At 71.7% G+C, this 19,318-nt stretch carries 21 protein-coding genes; 10 read left to right on the forward strand and 11 right to left on the reverse strand.

All coding sequences use genetic code 11. The features are described 5' to 3' along the window. Positions 1–107: 107 nt before the first annotated feature. The 7 genes from AC5L38_RS31700 to rph all read left to right on the forward strand — a co-directional run bounded on the left by AC5L38_RS31700 (position 108) and on the right by rph (position 8,090). The gene (locus AC5L38_RS31700) at positions 108–977 is read left to right on the forward strand and encodes an AraC family transcriptional regulator (protein WP_495246476.1); all 870 of its coding nucleotides are present in this window, start codon (positions 108–110) and stop codon (positions 975–977) included. Between the two features lie 627 nt (positions 978–1,604). After that, positions 1,605–1,934, forward strand: a complete 330-nt coding sequence (locus AC5L38_RS31705; protein WP_495246477.1) for a PadR family transcriptional regulator — start codon at positions 1,605–1,607, stop codon at positions 1,932–1,934. Positions 1,935–1,936: 2 nt separating this feature from the next. After that, the gene (locus AC5L38_RS31710; RefSeq protein WP_495246478.1) at positions 1,937–2,386 is read left to right on the forward strand and encodes a DUF1048 domain-containing protein; all 450 of its coding nucleotides are present in this window, start codon (positions 1,937–1,939) and stop codon (positions 2,384–2,386) included. Then, a complete protein-coding gene (locus AC5L38_RS31715) occupies positions 2,383–3,174 on the forward strand; it encodes an ABC transporter ATP-binding protein (RefSeq protein ID WP_495246479.1) in 792 nt (263 codons plus the stop codon). Before AC5L38_RS31710 ends, AC5L38_RS31715 begins: the two co-directional genes overlap by 4 nt. Before the next feature lie 9 nt (positions 3,175–3,183). Continuing rightward, the gene (locus AC5L38_RS31720) at positions 3,184–3,945 is read left to right on the forward strand and encodes an ABC transporter permease (protein WP_495246480.1); all 762 of its coding nucleotides are present in this window, start codon (positions 3,184–3,186) and stop codon (positions 3,943–3,945) included. Between the two features lie 87 nt (positions 3,946–4,032). Next, entirely contained in the window at positions 4,033–5,241 is a 1,209-nt protein-coding gene (locus AC5L38_RS31725; RefSeq protein ID WP_495246481.1) for a cytochrome P450, read from the forward strand. A 221-nt stretch (positions 5,242–5,462) separates the two neighbouring features. After that, positions 5,463–8,090, forward strand: coding sequence for a rifamycin-inactivating phosphotransferase (gene rph / locus AC5L38_RS31730; RefSeq protein ID WP_495246482.1), 2,628 nt, complete (start codon positions 5,463–5,465; stop codon positions 8,088–8,090). 107 nt (positions 8,091–8,197) lie between these two features. Here the strand turns inward: rph and AC5L38_RS31735 are convergent, their stop codons facing one another. Further along, positions 8,198–8,557: a MerR family transcriptional regulator gene (locus AC5L38_RS31735; RefSeq protein WP_495246483.1), complete on the reverse strand. Its 360-nt coding sequence runs from the start codon at positions 8,555–8,557 to the stop codon at positions 8,198–8,200. On the opposite strand from AC5L38_RS31735, the gene AC5L38_RS31740 reads away from it, so the two are divergent. Further along, on the forward strand, positions 8,517–8,984 hold the full coding sequence (locus tag AC5L38_RS31740) for an alpha/beta hydrolase (RefSeq protein WP_495246484.1): 468 nt from the start codon (positions 8,517–8,519) through the stop codon (positions 8,982–8,984). The genes AC5L38_RS31735 and AC5L38_RS31740 overlap by 41 nt on opposite strands. A 172-nt stretch (positions 8,985–9,156) precedes the next feature. Here the strand turns inward: AC5L38_RS31740 and AC5L38_RS31745 are convergent, their stop codons facing one another. After that, positions 9,157–9,708 carry an NADPH-dependent FMN reductase gene (locus AC5L38_RS31745; protein WP_495246485.1) on the reverse strand — a complete coding sequence of 184 codons (552 nt, stop codon included), beginning with the start codon at positions 9,706–9,708 and terminating at the stop codon, positions 9,157–9,159. Between the two features lie 112 nt (positions 9,709–9,820). Between AC5L38_RS31745 and AC5L38_RS31750 the strand changes: the two genes are divergently transcribed. Continuing rightward, on the forward strand, positions 9,821–10,744 hold the full coding sequence (locus AC5L38_RS31750; protein WP_495246486.1) for an AraC family transcriptional regulator: 924 nt from the start codon (positions 9,821–9,823) through the stop codon (positions 10,742–10,744). 200 nt (positions 10,745–10,944) lie between these two features. On the opposite strand, the gene AC5L38_RS31755 is transcribed toward AC5L38_RS31750, so the two are convergent. Then, positions 10,945–12,006, reverse strand: a complete 1,062-nt coding sequence (locus tag AC5L38_RS31755; RefSeq protein ID WP_495246487.1) for an NAD(P)-dependent alcohol dehydrogenase — start codon at positions 12,004–12,006, stop codon at positions 10,945–10,947. A gap of 175 nt (positions 12,007–12,181) precedes the next feature. Continuing rightward, a complete protein-coding gene (locus tag AC5L38_RS31760; protein WP_495246488.1) occupies positions 12,182–12,613 on the reverse strand; it encodes an MEKHLA domain-containing protein in 432 nt (143 codons plus the stop codon). Positions 12,614–12,898: 285 nt separating this feature from the next. Here AC5L38_RS31760 and AC5L38_RS31765 point away from each other — a divergent pair, with 285 nt between their 5' ends. After that, on the forward strand, positions 12,899–13,456 hold the full coding sequence (locus tag AC5L38_RS31765; RefSeq protein WP_495246489.1) for a hypothetical protein: 558 nt from the start codon (positions 12,899–12,901) through the stop codon (positions 13,454–13,456). Here the strand turns inward: AC5L38_RS31765 and AC5L38_RS31770 are convergent. The 7 genes from AC5L38_RS31770 to AC5L38_RS31800 form a co-directional block, all read right to left on the reverse strand. After that, positions 13,440–13,820 carry a hypothetical protein gene (locus AC5L38_RS31770; protein WP_495246490.1) on the reverse strand — a complete coding sequence of 127 codons (381 nt, stop codon included), beginning with the start codon at positions 13,818–13,820 and terminating at the stop codon, positions 13,440–13,442. The two genes, AC5L38_RS31765 and AC5L38_RS31770, sit on opposite strands and share 17 nt — an antisense overlap. A gap of 160 nt (positions 13,821–13,980) precedes the next feature. Then, positions 13,981–14,922: a 2OG-Fe(II) oxygenase family protein gene (locus tag AC5L38_RS31775; protein WP_495246491.1), complete on the reverse strand. Its 942-nt coding sequence runs from the start codon at positions 14,920–14,922 to the stop codon at positions 13,981–13,983. Positions 14,923–14,991: 69 nt separating this feature from the next. After that, entirely contained in the window at positions 14,992–15,765 is a 774-nt protein-coding gene (locus tag AC5L38_RS31780) for a helix-turn-helix transcriptional regulator (RefSeq protein WP_495246492.1), read from the reverse strand. Between the two features lie 25 nt (positions 15,766–15,790). Next, a complete protein-coding gene (locus AC5L38_RS31785; RefSeq protein WP_495246493.1) occupies positions 15,791–16,753 on the reverse strand; it encodes a nucleoside hydrolase in 963 nt (320 codons plus the stop codon). Next, positions 16,746–17,471, reverse strand: a complete 726-nt coding sequence (locus tag AC5L38_RS31790) for a GntR family transcriptional regulator (protein ID WP_495246494.1) — start codon at positions 17,469–17,471, stop codon at positions 16,746–16,748. Before AC5L38_RS31790 ends, AC5L38_RS31785 begins: the two co-directional genes overlap by 8 nt. Continuing rightward, positions 17,468–18,430 (reverse strand): PfkB family carbohydrate kinase, encoded by a 963-nt coding sequence (locus AC5L38_RS31795; protein ID WP_495246495.1) that lies wholly within the window; start codon positions 18,428–18,430, stop codon positions 17,468–17,470. The genes AC5L38_RS31790 and AC5L38_RS31795 overlap by 4 nt, the downstream gene beginning before the upstream one ends. Continuing rightward, on the reverse strand, positions 18,406–19,317 hold the full coding sequence (locus AC5L38_RS31800; RefSeq protein ID WP_495246496.1) for a 6-phosphogluconolactonase: 912 nt from the start codon (positions 19,315–19,317) through the stop codon (positions 18,406–18,408). The genes AC5L38_RS31795 and AC5L38_RS31800 overlap by 25 nt, the downstream gene beginning before the upstream one ends. Position 19,318: the final 1 nt, after the last annotated feature.

Consider the following 19,318-nt stretch of genomic DNA (forward strand, 5'->3'; position numbering starts at 1 on the left):
CGGGGGCGCGGTCGCCGGGCGGCACGTGTGCGCCCGATCGGATCGGATCGCAGCGGTCGGGTACGGCCGGGCTTCCTCCGGCAGGGTTGTCATCGAAAGGAGGCCTCGTGATCTCGGCGCTCAACCGGCTTGTCGATCTCGTGGAGAAGCACCTCGCCGAGGAGTTCGACGTCCACGGGCTGGCCAGGGAGCTCGGCACGACCGAGTACCACCTGCGCCGGATGTTCTCGTCGCTGGCGGGCATGCCGCTGTCGGAGTACGTGCGCCGCCGCCGCATGACCGTCGCCGCCGCCGACGTCGTCCGGGCGGAGGACGATCTGCTGAGCGTCGCCGTCCGGTACGGATACGGCTCGACCGAGGCGTTCGGGCGTGCGTTCCGCGCGGTCCACGGCTGCGGCCCCGGTGACGTGCGCCGCGATGGAGGCCCCCTTCGCACACAACCACAGCTCAGGTTCCGCCTGACCGTCGAAGGGAGCATCCCCATGGACACCCGCCTCGCCGACCGCCCCGCGTTCCGGCTGGTCGGACACGCGGCCCGCGTTCCGCTCATCCACCAGGGCGTCAACCCGCACATCCAGCGGCACATCACCGCACTGCCGCAGGAGGAGCACCTCCGGCTGAAGGCCATGAGCGACGCCGACCCGGGGGGCCTGCTGCAGGTCTGTGACGACCTCGACCCCGACGACACGGAGGGGAGCGAACTGACCTACCTGCACGGGGTCGCCGTCTCCCGGGACACGCCGGTCCCCGACGACCTCGACGCCATCGAGGTACCGGCGGGCATGTGGGCGGTCTTCCGCACCGCGGGGCCGCACCCGCAGGCCCTGCAGACGACCTGGGCCGCGACCGCGACCGAGTGGTTCCCCTCCAACCCGTGGCGTCTGCGGCCGGGCCCCTCGATCGTCGCGGTCCTGGAGCGCGCGGACGACTTCAGCACCGCGACATGCGAGCTGTGGCTGCCCGTCGAACCGGTGTGACGGCGGCCACCTGGCCGGGGTGGGCCGCCGCGGTGCGCATCGCCGGGGCGGCGCCCGTGCGGTAGCCGGCCACGGCGACCGGTCCGGCGCCTGCCTCGGGCCGGGCCGCGAGGAACCCGAGGCAGGCGCCGGCGTCGCGCGGGACGCGTACGGAACGGAGCGCCGACGATCGACCTGGCCGGCACCCGGAGGCCGGCCGGGTGGCTCCGTCCGGACCGGCGTCCTCTTCGCGTCGGCCACCGCCGTGGAAGATCTCCAGGCCGACCCGAATCATGATCACTCCCGGCGGTGACGACTGCCCGCCGGTCCCTCCCGGCGGTGACGACTGCCCGCCGGTCCCTCCCGGCGGTGACGACTGCCCGCCGGTCCCTCCCGGCGGCCTGTGTCAGCGGCCGTGTCAGCACGGCGACGGCCCGGTGTCAGCGCGGGCGGCGATGGTGGGTGCCATGAACGATCCGGCGATCGCGGCCCGGCTCCCGCCGATCACGTACTCGCGGGGCCGGCCCCGCCGACGGCCGCGCGGTTCCCGCTGTTCGAACCCTCCTCCGTGATGGGGGACTTGCGCCATCACTATTTAGCGTTACTATGTACCAGTAGTTAGCGCTACTGAGTACTGAAGGGTGTTCCATGAGCAAGCAGGCGACGGAGATGCTCAAGGGAACGCTGGAGGGCATCGTCCTGGCGATCCTGTCCGGCCGGCCCGCGTACGGCTACGAGATCACCGCGTGGCTGCGGGACCAGGGCTTCTCCGACATCGCCGAGGGCACCGTCTACGCGCTGCTGGTCAGGATCGAGCGGCGCGGTCTCGTCGACGTGGAGAAGGTCCCGTCCGAGAAGGGGCCGCCGCGCAAGGTGTACTCCCTCAACGCTCGGGGGCGGGAGTACCTCGAAGAGTTCTGGAGGACCTGGAGCTTCCTCACGGAACGGCTCGAACAGCTCCGCGAAGGAGGGAAATAGACGTGGACACGGGATCGAACGAACCGAAGAGCCGCTATCGGCAGTACCTGGAGGTGGTCACGGGGTCTCTTGAGGACAAGAAGCGCTACCGGCGGTACAGGGCGCGCGTCAAAGGGCTTCCCGAGAGCTACCGCACGACGGTCGAGGCGCTGGAGCGCTACCTGATGCACTTCGGGCCGGGGGACGGCGCCGAGGCGGCCTCGATGTACGACGACCTCGCCGACCTGTTCGAACAGAGCGCGGCGAGCGGGACCCCGATCCGCGAGATCGTGGGGGAGGACCCCGTGGAGTTCGTCGAGGCGTTCGTCCAGAACTACCCGGTGGGACGGTGGATCACCCGGGAGCGGGAACGGCTGAGCAGCGCCATCGAACGCGCCGCCGGCGAGGAGACCGTAAAGGCCGGCGGAGAGGCCGGCGAAGGCGACGGAGAAGAAGAGGGGACCGTCCGATGACGGCACGGCAAGCCCAGGCGATCCACGTGCGGGGCCTGGAGAAGGCGTACAAGGAGCTGCGCGTGCTGCGCGGCGTGGACTTCGAGGTGGCGCGGGGCAGCATCTTCGCCCTGCTCGGCTCCAACGGGGCGGGCAAGACCACGGTGGTGAGGATCCTGTCCACGCTGCTCAAGGCCGACGCGGGGACGGCGAGCGTCAACGGCTTCGACGTCGCCGCGCGGGCCGCCGACGTGCGCGAGTCCATCAGCCTCACCGGGCAGTTCGCCGCGGTCGACGAGATCCTCAGCGGGCGCGAGAACCTCGTGCTGGTCGCCCGGTTGCGCCACCTCAAGAATCCGGGCGCCATCGCCGACGACCTGCTCGCCCGTTTCTCGCTCACCGACGCGGGCTCGCGGAAGGTCTCGACGTACTCCGGGGGCATGCGCCGCCGCCTGGACATCGCGATGAGCCTCATCGGCGACCCGCCGGTCATCTTCCTCGACGAGCCGACGACCGGCCTCGACCCCCAGGCGCGCATCGAGGTGTGGCAGGCCGTCAGAGAACTCGCCGGCCAGGGCACGACGGTGCTGCTCACGACGCAGTACCTGGACGAGGCCGAACAGCTCGCCGACCGGATCGCGATCCTCCACGAGGGCCGGATCATCGTGAACGGCACCCTCACCGAGCTCAAGCAACTGCTCCCGCCCGCCACGGTCGAGTACGTCGAGAAGCAGCCGACCCTTGAGGACGTCTTCCTCACGCTCGTCGGCGCCAACGGCAACGACCGCGCCGCCGGCGCCGACACGTAAGGAACGACGATGACCAAGCACTTCCTCGGCGACACCGCGACCCTGCTGGGACGCTCCCTGCGCCACATCACGCGCAGCGCGGACACCATCATCACGACCGCCGTCACACCGATCGTCATGCTGCTGCTGTTCGTGTACGTGTTCGGCGGCGCGATCGACACCGGGACGGAGTCGTACGTGAACTACCTGCTGCCCGGCATCCTGCTCATCACGGTCGCCTCGGGCATCGCCTACACCGCCTTCCGGCTCTTCACGGACATGAACAGCGGCATCTTCGAGCGGTTCCAGTCCATGCCGATCGCGCGCTCGTCCGTGCTGTGGGCGCACGTGCTGACCTCGCTCGTCGCCAACATGATCTCCCTCGCGGTCGTCGTGCTCGTCGCCCTGCTCATGGGCTTCCGCTCCGGGGCGGGAGTGGCGGCCTGGCTCGCGGTCGCCGGCATCCTGGTCCTGTTCACCCTGGCGCTGACGTGGCTCGCCGTCATCCCCGGCCTCAGCGCGAAGAGCGTGGACGGCGCGAGCGCGTTCTCCTACCCGCTCATCTTCCTGCCCTTCCTCAGCTCGGCGTTCGTGCCCACCGACACCATGCCCGGCCCGGTGCGCGCCTTCGCCGAACACCAGCCGGTGACGGCCATCGTCAACGCCATCCGCGACCTGTACACCGAGCAGCCGGTCGGCACCGACATCTGGGCCGCCCTGGCCTGGTGCGTCGGCATCCTCGTCGTCGCGTACTTCTTCGCCATGGCCACCTACCGCCGCAAGATCGCCTAGGTCGCGCCGGCCGAGCCCGTCCATCCGAATTCGACGTAGCCCCCGAGTGATCTCAAACACGTAATATCGCGAGAACAGGAAAGAGTCATGGCCGAATCCCTCCACACCGTCACGACGATGCCGACCGAGCGCCGGCCCGGCTGCCCCTTCGACCCGCCCAAGGAGCTGATCGAGGCCCGCGAGCACGGCCCGATCAGCCGCTTCCCCTTCCCCGACGGGCACCAGGGCTGGCTGGTCACCGGATACGACCTGGTCAGGGCGGTCCTGGCCGACCCGCGGTTCAGCTCCCGCAAGGAGCTCATGCGCCACCACCCGACCATCGACATGGGCGACTTCGAGGTCCCCCCGGCGCCGCCCGGCGAGTTCCTCCTCATGGACGAGCCACAGCACGGCCGCTACCGGAAGCCGCTGGTGGGCAGGTTCACCGTACGGCGGATGCGGCTGCTCACCGAGCGCGTCGAGCAGATCACCGCCGAGCACCTGGACGCCATGGAGGAGGCCGGACCGTCGGCGGACCTGGTGACCGCGTTCGCCAGGCCCATCCCCGCCGTCGTCATCTGCGAGCTGCTGGGCGTGCCGTACGAGGACCGGGGCTCCTTCCAGGAGAACATCGACAAGTTCCTCGGCGGGGAGGTCGACGACGAGGAGCTGATGGCGGCCTACACCGCGACCCAGCGGTACCTCGCGGAGCTGGTGGCCGCCAAGCGCGCCAACCCCACCGACGACGTGCTCAGCGACCTGCTCGACAGCGACCTGACCGACGAGGAGCTGCAGGGGATGGCCCTGGTGCTGCTGTCGGCCGGGTTCGACACCACCGCGAACATGCTGGCGCTGGGGACCTTCGCGCTGCTGCGGAACCCGGAGCAGCTGGCGGCGCTGCGCGCCGATCCCACGCTCACCGACCAGGCGGTGGAGGAACTGCTGCGGTACCTCACCGTCGTCAAGACCCTCATGAGGACGACACTGGAGGACGTCGAGCTGGGCGGCCAGACCATCAAGGCCGGTACGACGGTCATCCTGTCCTACAACACCGCCAACCGCGACCCCGAGCGCTTCACCGACCCCCACGTGCTCAACCTGCGCAGGCAGGAGGGCGGGCACCTGGCCTTCGGGCACGGCATCCACCAGTGCCTGGGCCAGCAGCTGGCCCGCGTCGAGATGCGGGTCGCCTTCCCCGCGCTGATCAACCGCTTCCCCGGCCTGCGCCTGGCCGTACCGGCGGAGGAGGTCGCCCTGCGCCCGGAGATCGCGGACATCTACGGGGTCAAGAGCATGCCGGTCACCTGGGACGCGTGACCGGCGGCCGGGGGGCCGGAAAAGGCCGGAAAGGCTGGAAAGGCCGGAGGGGCGAGTGCCCGGCGTGAACGGCGGCCAGGGGGCCGGTGGGGCGAGGCCGGGCTGAGCGCCACTTCCCGCCACTTTCATTTTGTACCAGATCCGCGCGCCTCATGAGACATCGAGAAGTGCCCCATACTTGCCCGTTGCGAACCGACCCGACGAACGATGGGGCAACGGAATTGGGTTACGTGCTGGGTTTCGATGAGATCGACTCGACGAACATCGCGGACGTCGGAGGGAAGGGGGCGCACCTGGGCGAGCTCTCGCGAATCGACGGCGTCCGCGTGCCGGACGGCTTCTGCGTCACGACGGAGGCCTTCCAGCGGGTCGTGGCCGAGGCGCCGTCGATCGACGCCCGGCTCGACCCGCTCTCGCGCGTGGAACCGGACGACCACGCGGCGATCCGCACCCTGAGCGCCGACGTCCGCCGCCTCATCGAGGAGGTCACGGTTCCCGACGATCTCGTGGCGGCGATCGGCGAGGCGCTCACCCGGCTCGGGGAGCGCGACTCCTACGCGGTGCGTTCCAGCGCGACGGCCGAGGACCTGCCGACCGCGTCCTTCGCCGGCCAGCAGGACTCGTACCTGAACATCGCGGGCCTGCCGGAGATCGTCCGGCACGTCCGGAGGTGCTGGGCCTCGCTGTTCACCGAGCGGGCGGTGACCTACCGGCGCCGCAACGGCTTCGACCACCGCAGGGTGCGGATGGCCGTGGTCGTGCAGCGGATGGTGTTCCCGGACGCGGCCGGGATCCTCTTCACCGCCGACCCCGTGACCTCGAACCGGAAGATCGCCACCGTGGAGGCCGGCTGGGGGCTCGGCGAGGCGCTCGTCTCCGGCCTGGTCGCCGGGGACGTCTACACGGTGCGCGACGATCAGGTCGTCACCACGGCGGTCGCCACCAAGGCGCGGTCCGTCCAGGCGTCGCCGGGAGGCGGCACCCGGGAGGCCCCGGTCGAGGCGCGGCGGCAGACGCGACCGGCCCTGACGGACGCGCAGGTCGTGCGCCTCGTGCGGCTGGGCCGGCGCGTCGAGGCGCGCTTCGGCAGGCCCCAGGACATCGAGTGGTGCCTGACCGGCGACGACTTCCACATCGTCCAGAGCCGGCCGATCACCACCCTGTTCCCCGTCCCCGAGACCGACGACCGGGAGAACCACGTCTACGTCTCCGTCGGTCACCAGCAGATGATGACCGACGCGATGAAGCCGCTGGGACTCTCCTTCTGGCAGATGACGACCTCGCGGCCGATGCACGAGGCGGGCGGGCGGTTGTTCGTCGACGTGGCCCCCGTCCTGGCGACGCCCTCGGGCCGGGCGTACCTCATCGGGACGCTGGGCAAGTCCGACCCGCTGATCCGGGACGCGCTGCAGAGCGTCCTCGACCGGGGAGACTTCATCCGCCTGCTTCCGGACCTTCCGGACCTTCCGGTCGAGACCGTTCCCGCCGCCGCGCCCGCCGGTGACCCGCCCGCCCCGATCGAGACCGATCCGGCCGTCGTCACCGAGCTGATCCGGCACGGTCAGGCGTCCGTCGCCACCCTGCGGAGCGAGATCCGGACCCTGTCCGGGCCGGAGCTGCTCGACTTCATCCTGGCCGACATCGCGGAGCTGAGGCGCGTCCTGTTCGATCCGCGGAGCCACCAGGCGATCATGGCGGGGATGGAGGCGGCCTGGTGGCTCAACGACCACCTCGAGGAGTGGCTGGGCGAGAGGAACGCGGCCGACGTGCTCACCCAGTCCGTCCCCCACAACGTCACCTCGGAGATGGGGCTGGTGCTCCTCGACGTCGCGGACACGATCCGGCCGCACGCGGACGTCGTGGCGTTCCTGCGGCGCGTCGCCGACGAGGGCCGGGAGGGCGACGGCTTCCTGGACGAGCTGGCCGGGCTGGCCGGCGGCGGGGAGGCGCGTGACGCCATCCGGGGCTACCTCGACGAGTACGGCATGCGCTGCGCGGGCGAGATCGACATCACCAGAACGCGCTGGAGCGAGCATCCCGCCACGCTCGTGCCCGCCGTCCTCGGCAACATCAGGAACTTCGAGCCCGGCGCGGGCGCGCGGCGCTTCGAACAGGGGCGCCTGGAGTCGGAACGGAAGGAGCGGGACGTTCTGACGCGGCTGCGCGCCCTGCCCGAGGGGGAGCGGAAGGCCGAGGAGACCAAGCGGATGATCGACCGCGTCCGCACCTTCGCCGGATACCGGGAGTATCCCAAGTACGGCATGGTCAGCCGCTACTTCGCCTACAAGCAGGCGTTGCTGGGCGAGGCCGATCGCCTCGTCCGCTCCGGCGTCCTGCGCGAGAGGGAGGACATCTTCTTCCTCCGGTTCGAGGAGTTGCGGGAGGTCGTGCGCACCGGCGCCGTGGACGCCGAGCTCGTCCTGGAGAGGCGGGAGGCGTTCCGGTCGTACGAGGCGCTCACCCCGCCCCGGGTCCTCACCTCCGACGGCGAGGCCCTCACCGGCCGGTACCGGCGCGACGACGCCCCGCCCGGCGCGCTGGCCGGCCTCCCGGTCTCGGCCGGGACCGTCGAGGGCCGGGCCCGTGTCGTCACGGACATGGCGCGTGCCGACCTCGAGGCGGGCGACATCCTGGTCACCGCCTTCACCGACCCCAGCTGGACCCCCCTGTTCGTCACCGTCGCCGGGCTGGTGACGGAGGTGGGCGGCCTCATGACGCACGGGGCGGTGATCGCGCGCGAGTACGGCCTGCCGGCCGTCGTGGGGGTGGAGCGGGCCACCCGGCTGATCCGGGACGGGCAGCGGATCCGCGTCCACGGAACCGACGGGTACGTCGAGATCCTCGACTGAACCGCCATCGGGGAGCTCCCGGCGGCGGGAACGGCCGACTCGCGGGGGAGCGCCTCGTACGTCGAGATCCTCGACCGAACCGCCACCGGGAGCTCCCGGCCTGCCGGTTACCGGGGCCGGCAGCGCCGTCCCGTCCGCCAGTTGGCGGTGGCGGCGGCGATGACGGTGTCCAGCCTGTCCCGGACGCTCACCAGCTCGCCGATCTGGCCGTCGATGCGGTCCCGCTCGGCAGTGAGCCCGTCGAGCAGCTCCGGCGTGGCCTCACCGTTCACGACGCACGGCAGCAGGTCCGCGATCGACCTGCTCGGCAACCCTGCGGAGTACAACTGCTGGATCAGCCGGACACGGTCGACCGCGCTGTCGGGGTAGTGCCGCTGGCCGCTGGGGCTGCGTTCGGAGGCGAGCAGGTTCCGCGTCCTCGATCCGGTGACCGGGGAGAAGGAGGACCTGACCGACTCGCGGATCAAGGCGGGCGCGCTGCTCGCCACGGCGGGGAAGGGGGGAGCCGACCTGACGCCGTTCGCGGCCGAGCACTTCCCGTTCATGAACCCGGACTTCGCGAACATGGCCACGCCGGCCCTTGTGGTCGCCGGGGACAGGGACGACTCGCCGCTGTCGGTCCGGGGACCGGAGTGGCTCACCGACCCCTACTTCCTGAGCCCGGGTGACAAGAGCCTGCTCACCCTGTTCGGGGCGGAACACTCGCTCGGCGGGATCGCCGGCTACGAGGCCCGCGAGACGACGGACGAGAACCCCGGGCGCGTCGCCCTGATCCAGCGGGTCACGTGGGCCTACCTTCGCCACGCCCTGGGCGTCGAGGACGCCGGCTGGGCGGCGGCGCGGAGGGCCCTGTCGGAGAGCGCCGCCCCCCTGGGGCGGATCGAGTCCAGGTGAGCCCCTGAACGAGGCGGCCCCCGGCGAGCCGGAGGCCCCACGGAGGCGAGGACCGGCACATGCCCTGAACGAGGCGCCCCTGGCGAGCGGGAGGTCCCGCGGAGGCGAGGACCGGCTCATGCCCCTGAGCGAGGCGCCCCCGGCGAGCGGCCCCGCGCAGACGCGGACCGGCTCACGCCCTGAGCGGGCGCAGGGCGGAGCCCCAGGCGAGGACCTGGTCGAGGACGAGGTTCAGCCGGTCCTCGTGGGCGGCGGCGGGCCTGAAGCCGTCCGCGAAGTCGGTGTGGATCGACAGCCCGACCTGGTTCGACACGCTGGCCACGCTGAGCAGGCCCAGGACGTGCCGCAGGTGCGAGATGGCCCGGGGCGCGCCGTCCACGCCGTAGCCGACGAAACCGGCCGCCTTGTTGTTCCATTCCGCGTACAGGAAGTCGAGGGCGTTCTTGAGCGCGCCGGGGTAGGAGCTGTTGTACTCGGGGGTCACGATCACGAACGCGTCCAGCGACGAGATCTTGGCCGACCAGCGCCTGGTGTGCTCGTGCTGGTAGTTGCCGGTGGCGGGGTGTTCCGGCTCGTCCAGGTTGCCCAGGCCGTAGTCCTTCAGGTCGACGAGCTCGTACTCGGCGTCGCCTCGTTTGGCCGCCAGATCGCGGACCCAGCGCGCCACCGCCTCGCCTTTGCGGCCGGGACGGGTACTGCCCAGGATGATGCCCACCCTCAACATGTCAATCTCCCTCGATCGGTTACGTGAACCACAGTAGGGAGACCCGCTGAGATACTGAATGCGCCTCTGTCCATCATTTATACGCCAGCGTCTCAGGGCATAGACTCGGCGCATGGACATGCTGAGCGACGTCGTGGCCTTCATGCGGTGCGGGCGCCCCACCTCCTCCCGGATCTCCTGGCGGGCGCCCTGGGGCGTGTCGTTTCGCGCGGTGCCCGAGTCCGCGGGTTTCCAGGTGGTGCTGCGCGGGTCCTGCTGGCTCATTCCCTCCGACGGCGAGCCTGTCCCGCTGAGCGTGGGCGACCTGGTGTTCCTGCCGCGCAGCGACCCGTTCGGGCTGGCCGACGACCCCTCGAGGCCGCTGGTCGCGTCCGACTGCGGCCCGCACTCCGAGCTGTTCGCCTCGGCCGGTTTCGACGGCGCCGGGGCCGAGACGGTGATCCTGTCCTGCGGCTACCGGCTCGACCTCGACAGGACCCACCCGATCCTGGGATCGCTGCCCGGCGTGATCCACCTGCCCGCGACGCTCGGCAGCCGTCCGGAGCTGCGGGCCGCCGTCGAACTGCTGGCCGCCGAGATCGACACCCCGCGCCCCGGCACCGACACCGTCGTGTCGTCCCTGCTCGACATGCTGCAGCTGTACGTCCTGCGGGCCTACTTCGACACCCAGGACGAGCCCTGCACGCTGTCGGGCTGGGCCGCCGCGCTGGTCGACCCCGTCGTCGGCCGCGCGCTCGACGCCGTCCACCGCGACCCGGCCCGCCGCTGGACGGTCGAGTCGCTCGGCGCCCACGCGGGCATGTCGCGCGCCGGCTTCGCCCGCCGCTTCACGGGGCTGGTCGGGCAGCCGCCGCTGGCGTACCTGACCTGGTGGCGGCTGGTGAGCGGGGCGCGCATGCTGCGCGAGTCCGACGCGTCGGTGGCGGAGGTGGCCGAGCGGGTGGGGTACGGATCGGAGTTCGCCTTCGGCAACGCCTTCAAGCGGGAGTTCGGCGTGGCGCCCGGCCGGTACCGCCGCCGGGTCGCGACGGTCTGAGCCCCGTCCTCTGACGGATCACGGCCGGAGCCGACGGCCGTCCCGGCCCTGTCGGCCACCTCGGCCGCCGTGCCGCCCGCGACCGGCGATCCGATCGCCGCCCTCGGGGAGCCGAGGCGACCGGATCGCCGGGCCACGCGATCGCGTGCCGGCCGAACGTGCCGACCGAACGTGCCGGCCGAACGTGCCGGCCGAACGTGTCAGTCGAAGACGACGACCTGGCGCCCGATCACCTCGCCCCGGGCCAGCGCGTCGAGCCCGTCGTTGATGTCGTCGAGCTCGACCGGCGTGACGGTGTGCTTGATCCGGCCCTGCCCGGCGAGCGCGAGGACCTCGGTGAGGTCGTTGTAGTTGCCCCAGAAGGACCCGGAGAAGGTCCTCTCGCCGGAGACGAACGAGAACACCGGGAACTCGACGTGCTGACCCATCAGGCCCACCGACACGAGGGTTCCCTCGGCCGCCAGGAGCGCGGCGTTGAGCTCGAGTGACTGCGCGGCTCCCGAGCAGTCAAGGGCGGCGTCGATCTCGCCGCGGCCGGTCAGCTCCGCGAGGTCGGCCCGTACCTGGTCGGGCGTCCTGCCTCGGGTGTTGACGGTGTGGTCGGCGCCGTTCTGCCTCGCCACCGCGAGCTTGTCCTCGTCGCGCGCGAAGGCGACCACGGTGGCCCCGTCGCCGAGCAGCCGGGCGTACTGCACGCCGTAGCTCCCGAGCCCGCCGATGCCGCTGACGACCACCGTGCGTCCCGGCCCCAGCCTTCCGGCGTCGCGGATCTTCTTCATCCCCCGGTAGGGGGTCAGCCCGGCGTCCACCAGGGGCGCGAGGTACTGAGGCTCCATGTCCGTGTTCGGGTCGATGCGGATGAGATGGCGGCAGGGAGCCGTGACGTACTCGGCGAAGCCTCCGGGCGGCCCGAAGCCGATCCATCCACCGCTCCCCGTGCACAGCTGCTCGTTGCCCTCGTGGCACTGCCGGCAGGTTCCGTCACCCCAGGCGGGATTCACGACCACCAGGTCCCCCTCCGACAGGCCGGCCGAAGCGGGAACGTCCGTGCCCAGCCGGGCGACCTCGCCCGCCACCTCGTGGCCGGGAATGTAGGGGAAGTCGAGCTCGAGCGGGAAGTAGCCGTCGGTGAGCTGGAAGTCGCTACGGCATATCCCGGTGGCCCGGACCTTGATGAGCACCTCGCCCGGACCCGGTTCGGGAACCGGGACGTCGTCGATCCGCAACGGCTGCTTGTAGCCGTGCATCCGCGCTGCGCGCATTGCAACGCCTCCTTAATCCAGTCGGATAGAAGGATGTAAGGCTCGTATGCAACCTCAAAATAGCGCTAACAATCACAAAACAGACGAAATAGGGAGCAATCTCAGCTTTACCTTTCCGTCGGCCGTTCGATCGGAGCGGGGGATGACGGTGCTTCCGGCCGCGTCGCGCTGAACGTCAGGCGTCCCGCCAGCGCCGGAAGGTCGCCGCCTGGCCCGCGAGCGTGCCGTCCCCGTCCACCAGGTTCCACATCGTCACGTCCTCGATCCAGAACCGGCGGCCGGACTTGGCGATGCGCCGCCCCCGGTAGCCCGTCGCGAAGCCGTCCCGGCGCACGGCGTCCAGGAGCCGCCGGCGGTCCTCCCGGCGGTCAGGCTCCGCCGAGAGCCGGGAGGGCAGGCCGACGAACTCCTCCCATTCGTACTCGAAGCATCGCTGGGCGGTGACGTTCGCGTAGGTGAAGCGGGGGTCGTCCGCGGTGTCGTGGGCGAGCACGCCGAAGGGGGCGTCCTCGTGCAGCCAGCGCGTCGTGGTGCCGGGGCCGGCCAGCGGGGTGCCGACGAGGCGTAGATGGCTGTCCGCCAGCAGGTCGAGGAAGTCGGGGTTCACGTAGCAGCCGTTCTCGGGTCCAATTTGCCGCTTTAAAGGATAAAACACCCCAAAAGCGACCAGCGACGTTCGCCCGCGCCCGGCACCCGCTCGCCGTCGACGCGGACACGCGTGAGCGCCTCGATGGCGCGGCGCCCGCCGGTTTTCGGGTTACGCCCGCCGGCGTACCGCCGGATGCGACGTGCGGGTGAGGACAGCGCCGTGCCAGGAGGGGATGGTGAACGGCATGGCAACGAACGCCCAAGGAGGGAAAATCCCATGCGTTCACGCAGGTACGGTCCACCGTTGATCATCTTGGCGATCGCGACGCTCCTCGCGCTCCTCGCCGCCCCGCCGGCCGGTGCCCATTCCGGCCGCGCGGCCCAGCCGGGGGGCCAGGCGCGGGCGGCCGGAGGCCACGCCACCGAGGCGGCGGCCCCGGCCGGCCTCCTCGCGCCTGTCTGGTCGTGCCAGGACGGCGGGTGGGTCCCGGTCTGGGACGGGCCGCGGGTCAAGGCGCGTTCCGACGGGAAGTGCAAGGTCTTCGAGGCGGCCGGCGCCGTGGGGGCCGACAACTACGTGCACAACTACTGCTACGGCGACGGGTACCCGGAGCTGGACGGCTTCTGCACGATCCAGACCTGGGGCGGCCGCTACTACGTCTACGAGTTCTGGGGTTGTGACCTCTGGGACCTGCGGGGATTCCGCGGACTGTGGGACACGCACAACCACGGGGAGTCGTCCGTGTGGTTCTACGGCGCCCCGGACGGCGACGGGGTCCAGCACGTCATCGGCGACTACTGGGCGCACCGGAGCGATCCGGTGAACTGGACACCGGTCTGGACCTTCAAGACCTGCGCGTGACACGGGTGACACCGCCGCCGCCTCCCGGGGTGGGCCCGGCGGTGGCGACGCGGCGTTCGTGCCCGCGCGCGGTCAGGGCGTCGTCGATCGGGTCGCGCAGGCGTCCGCGCCGCGAGACGGTGAGGTGCTCGGCGGCCGCCGAGCACCCGGGACAGGCGCCGGCACGGCCGGGCCGCCACTGCGCGCCGTGGTCGGTGAGGTCGTCGGCGGCCAGCCCGCACAGGGTCGGCCTCCAGTGCCCCGAAGCGTGATACCGCCGGGGATTCCCGCCGGAGGCCTCGTTCCAGCGCCGGTCCGGCGGCGCGTAGGACGGCCGGGCCGGGGTGGGGGTGTGGCCTGGCGGGCCGGTGTGCAAGATGTCCACGTCGGCCCGGCACCACACGCACGCGTAGCTGGTCGCCGTCTCGCGGAGGGTCCGCCAGGTGGTGGATCGTCTCGTCGGGTGGTCGTCGCGGTGCCGGGAGGGCCTCCCGGATCGGGGGCGGATGTCAGGATCCGCGCCGAACCGGGAGGCCCCTCGTCCGTCAGGAGGCCGGCTGCGGGTCGCCCAGGCCCTTGAACCGGTTGTCGATGAAGTCGCCCCAGGTCGCGTCGAGCATCGTCACCTCACCGTCGATCATCTTCCACTGGGGTGCCTTGTGCGGCGGGTAGGCGAACAGCACCGACGACAGGCGCTCGTAGCCGGCGGGCATGGGCTTGGTGTGCACCCGGTGCGTCGACGGCCGGAAGCGGTCGTTGGAGGCGCTCGTCAGCATCCGGCCGATGTTGCACAGGACCACGTCCGTACCGGCGATCACCGGCTCCACCCAGGTGCCGTCGTGCAGCACGTACTGCAGCCCCTGGTCGGAGGGCGGCAGCTGCAGCCCGAGCATCTGGATGCCCGAGTGCTCGTGCGCCAGCACCTCGCGGTCGCCCACGTCCCGGTAGCGGATCACCCGCAGGTTCGTGGCCTCGCGCGACAGGTCCAGCTCGGGGGTGCCGGGCGGCATCATGCCGCGGACGACCTCGCCGAACAGGGAGATGAGCCGGAACGCGGTGTCGAACACGTCGCTCGCGGCCGCCCCGAACGCCGGGAAGGCGCGCATGACGTCACCGGCACCGGGCGGCTGGTCGGCCAGCAGCGCCCCGCTGACGTGGATGAACTCCTTGGGGTCGGGTACGCCGTTGGCCAGGCGCGGGATCTCGGAGTTGTACGGGAAGAACCCGTGCGTGCCGCCGACGGACAGCTGGGGCACCGACGACTGCGCGTAGTCGGCCAGCCGGGGCTCCGACGACCGGCACGCCGACGCGAACTCCTCCATCATGGTGCGGACGCGCGCGCCGATGCCGGGGACCTCGGCGGACATGAAGCCCCAGTCGGTCAGTTGAGTCCTGATGGCCCCGGCCGCCTTCTCCATGTCGGCGTCGAGCTCGTCGGCGCGCACGATGGGAACGCGACCACTGAGTTCCATGGGGGGGACGTCCATTGTCGCTCCACTTCTCTTCGGTCACTTCGGGGTGCGGGCAATATGCGAATTCGGGAAGGGGGTCGCCCTTCACCTGACCGCCGGGTTGACGCGGGGGACACCGGTGGCGGAGCTGAGTCCCAGCCGCTGCGCGACCAGGGCCACCTCCGTCCGGTTGGAGCAGTCGAACTTCACGAGCAGGTTCGAGACGTGCCGTTTGACACCGTGGATCGAGATGCCCATGGCGCGGGCGATCTGGTTGTTGCTCATTCCGCGCAGCAGCAGGGTCAGCGCCGTGTGCTCGCGTTCGGTCAGCCGGTCGGTCAGCTCGGCGCCGGCGCTCTCGGCCGGCGGCGCGGCCGGGACGACAGGCACGACCGGCACGACAGGCGGGGCGGGCGAGGCGGGCACCTCCGGCAGCGCGGCCGGCGGGGCGGGCGGATCGCCGCTGAGCAGGTGCGCGAAGGCGTCGGACAATCCGGCGACGTTGACCACGTCCCACGGCAGGCAGCCGTCGACACCGTGGTGATCGGCCAGGGAGGACAGGTGGCGCGCCTCTTCGGTCCGCATCAGCGCCAGCACCCTGGTCCGGCCGCGGAGCGTACCGGCGGCCGCCAGCACCTGCGGCACCACCGCGACCGGCAGCACCACCACGTCGAAATCCCCTCCGCCGAGCACCTGGCCGGCCTCCGCCACGCTTCGGCCGACCCTCGCCCTGACCACGTGCGGTACCCGGCGGAGCATCAGCGGCAGTCCGTAGAAGGAGATCTCGTCCTCGGCGAGCCAGAAGACGGACAGGATCCGGCGGCGGCCGCGAAGCGACGCGGCGATCCGCTCGCCCGCATCCATCGTGCTCGTGCTCATCGCGTGATCCTTTCTGTGGTTGAGGTCATCGCCCGCGCGGGGCGAGAGTGGTGAGGAAGTGCCGGTAGAACCGGTCCGGGTCGACCGACCGGGCGCAGCGGACCACGCGCCCACCGGCGCTTCGCACGATTCGTCCCTGGCTCGCGCTGCGGGTCACGACGTCGCAGCGCACCGTCTCGAAGGTGCAGATGTCCTGGTCGGCGAGGTAGGACGTGGTGAGGCTGTCCCAGCAGCAGTAGGGCAGCCCGGTGGTCTCCAGCGTGCCGAAGGTGAGCGCCAGCAGCGACCCGGCCAGGTCGCTCACCTGCTCGCCGTACGTGCGGCCGAAGGTCTCGACGAAGTCGGCGGTCACCGGCACCCGGTTGGTCACGTCCAGCGGGAACATGGTGATCGGCACGTCGGAGTCGAACACGCGCTTGACGGCGTCGGGGTCCCAGTAGACGTTCCACTCGCCGCTGCCGTCGTGGCCGGGCTGGTGGACGTTGCCCGCGACGTCCAGGGCGCCGCCCATGAACACGATCTCCTCGATGCGCGCCGCGAGCCCGGGGTGGTGCTCCAGGCACCAGGCGATGTTGGTCAGCGGGCCGGTGGCCAGCACGGTGACCGGTCCGGGCGCCTGCGCCAGCCAGGCGGCGAGCTGCTCGTGTGCCGGTGGCGTGTCCTCGGCGGGCACGGTGCGGCCGGGCTGGTTGAGCACGGGCAGCGCGTCCACCCGCAGGGCGTCGATCCGCCAGGCGAGCGGGAACGGGTTGCGGCCGGGCAGCACGCCCAGCGCCGTCGGCACGTCCCGGCCCACCAGGGCGAGGATCTTGCGGGTGGCCGACAGGCCGGGCTCGGGCAGGCAGTCGGCCGGGGTGACGGCCACACCGCGCAGATCGACGTTCTCGTAGTGGGTCAGCAGCAGCAGCGCCAGCAGGTCGTCGGGCGCGCCGTCGTGGTCGAACAGGACGTGGCGGCGGCGCGCGCCGTTCAGGAGGGAGTCAGTCACGGCGCCTCACCAGGTGGAAGGAGAAGTCGGTGCCGCGGTGGTAGTCCTGCGAGAACAGCAGGGGCCGCCCCGCGCTGTCGTGGTGGGTCTGGATGAGCAGCAGCCACGCGCCGCCGGCCTCGGTGCCGCCGACGCGCTCGGCCTGCGCCGCGTCCAGGGTGACGGCACGGACCTGGGTGACCGCGTACGCGATCGTGTGGCCGTGCTCGGTGAGGAGCTGGAACAGCGACCCGGACCAGTCGACCTCGTCCATCGGCAGGGGGACGAGCCGGCGCGGGAACAGGTCGATCGAGTAGAGCAGCGCGTCGTCCCGGTAGCGGCGCAGCCGCTCCAGGCGCACGATCGTCTCGCCGGGCGCCAGCCGCAGCACCTCGCGCTGGTGGCGGTCCGGCTCGGCCGACGTGACGTCCAGGACGGTGTCGTCGGCGGTGAAACCGCGGCTGGCGAGCATCTCCGTCACGCCTTCGAGGCGGGTCAGCGGACGGTCCAGGCTCGGCTGCGCGGTGAGGTAGCGGCCGTCGCCGTGGCGCGCCTGGATGACGCCCTCCTGCTCCAGGAGCTTGAACGCCTCGCGGATGCTGGTGCGGCCCGCGTCGAACAGGCTCATCAGCTCGTTCTCCGACGGCAGCTTGTCGCCCGGGCGCAGGCCCTGCTCGACGATGAGCAGGCGGAGCCGGTCGCGGATCCTGATGGCCAGGGTGTGCGGTCGTGGTGTCATGCGGATATCTCCTGCGCCGGTGGACCGTGGAGAGGGGCGAGGCCGAGCTCTCCGGCGGACGGGTAGCTGGGAGCGCAGAAACGTCGCGTGACCGAGACGGCGGCCACCTGGCAGGCGAGGCTGACCCCGGCCGCCAGGCTCACGCCTGCGCGCAGGGCGGCGGCCAGCGCGCCGGTGAAGGCGTCGCCCGCTCCGGTCGTGTCGACAGCGTCCACGCGGGGTGCGCCGACCAGCATAGTGCCGTGATCGTCGCTCACCCCGGCTCCCCGCTCACCCCGGGTGACGACCACGGCGCCCCCTCTCGTACGGGGGCGCAGCGACTCCGGCGACTGCGGCGAGTCCGCGGCGCGGCCGCCGGTCAGCAGGCTCAGCTCCTCCTCGTTGAGCACCACCACGTCGGCCCGGCCCAGCAGGTCCGCCCCACCGGCGCCGAGGAACGCCGGAGCCGGGCTGGGGTTGACCAGGACGCGGACCCCGGGGGAGACGGCGGCCGCCGCCGCGTACGAGGTCGCCACCGGGATCTCGCCCTGCAGGACGAGCACCGACCCGGCCGGCAGGCGCGCGGCCGTGGCGGCCGCGCGCGCCGGGGCGAGCAGGTCGGCCGCCCCCGGCCAGGTCATCACGATCTGCCGTCCCTCGCCGTCGACGTAGACGAAGCTGCGCCCGGTGGCCACACCCCTGGCGATCGCGCAGTCGCCCACCTCGACGCCGTCGGCCCGCAGCGCCGCCAGCGCCGCCCGCCCGTCGGCGTCGTCGCCCAGGCAGCCGGCGAAACGCGCGGGCGCGCCGAGCCGGGCCGCCGCGACCGCCACGTTCGCCGCCTTGCCGCCGTGCGCGGTGGCGTACTCGGCGGCGTTGACGCTCTCGCCGGCCGCGGGCAGGCGGCCGCCGAACATGTAGAGGTCCAGGGTGTAGGCGCCGAGCGCGAGCACGGTCATGCGCCCAGCCCCACCGCGCACGGGGCGATGCTGCCTGCGTCCACCGAGACGCGCACGTCGGGGTGCCGGTGCGCCAGCGTGACCGGGAGCAGCACCTCCGGCTCGGTCGTCAGCAGCAGCACGCGGACGATGTAGCGCTTCCACGCGCCGCCGTCGGTGATGAGGTGCAGCCGCCGGGCCGAAAGGATCTCCGCCATGCCCAGCGTGATGGCCATCGGCGGGATGGCCTGGGTGTAGCCGCCGGTCAGGCGGTGTGAGAGGGCCACGAGCGTGTCGTCGAGCAGGGTGACGACCCGGGTGGTGGAGGCGGCGAACTCCTCGACGGTGTACCGGTGCCAGCGGGTCGCGGGCGGCTCGTTGAAGGCCAGGTGCCCCCGGTAGCCGAAGCCCGCGAAGCACGTGTCGGCCCCGCCGACCTCGCGCAGCCGGGCGCCGAAGGCGTCGGGGTCGAGGACGTCCGGGTAGACGACGTTGGCCGGGTGCGGGCGCAGCCCGGGGTCCAGCGGCCGGTAGAGGTTGCGGTCGCAGTAGCCGCGGAAGCTGAACGGGTGCGACGGCTCGACGGGGCGGCCCTGCCGGTCGAGGAACTCGTCCATGTGGAAGGCGTGCACGTCGGCCCAGCTGATGCGCTCCTGGTTGCAGATGCGCGCCAGCAGCGGATAGTGCGCCTTGGGGCCGACGGGCAGGATCCAGCGGGTGGGCTCGCCGCGCAGGTTGTTCTCGCGCAGCTCGTCGGCCATCTCGCGGGCCAGCCGTTGGTAGAGGGTGGTGGTGTCGGGATACACGGTCACCGGGTGCCGCGCGATCGCCGTGAGCGCCGCGACGGGCATGCTCAGGTGCTCCTCGGTGAGTTCGTCCGCGGTACGGGGATAGGGGTAGGCGTGCGCCCTGGTCCTGAAGACGGTCACG

Source organism: Streptosporangium nanhuense (genome assembly GCF_059358815.1).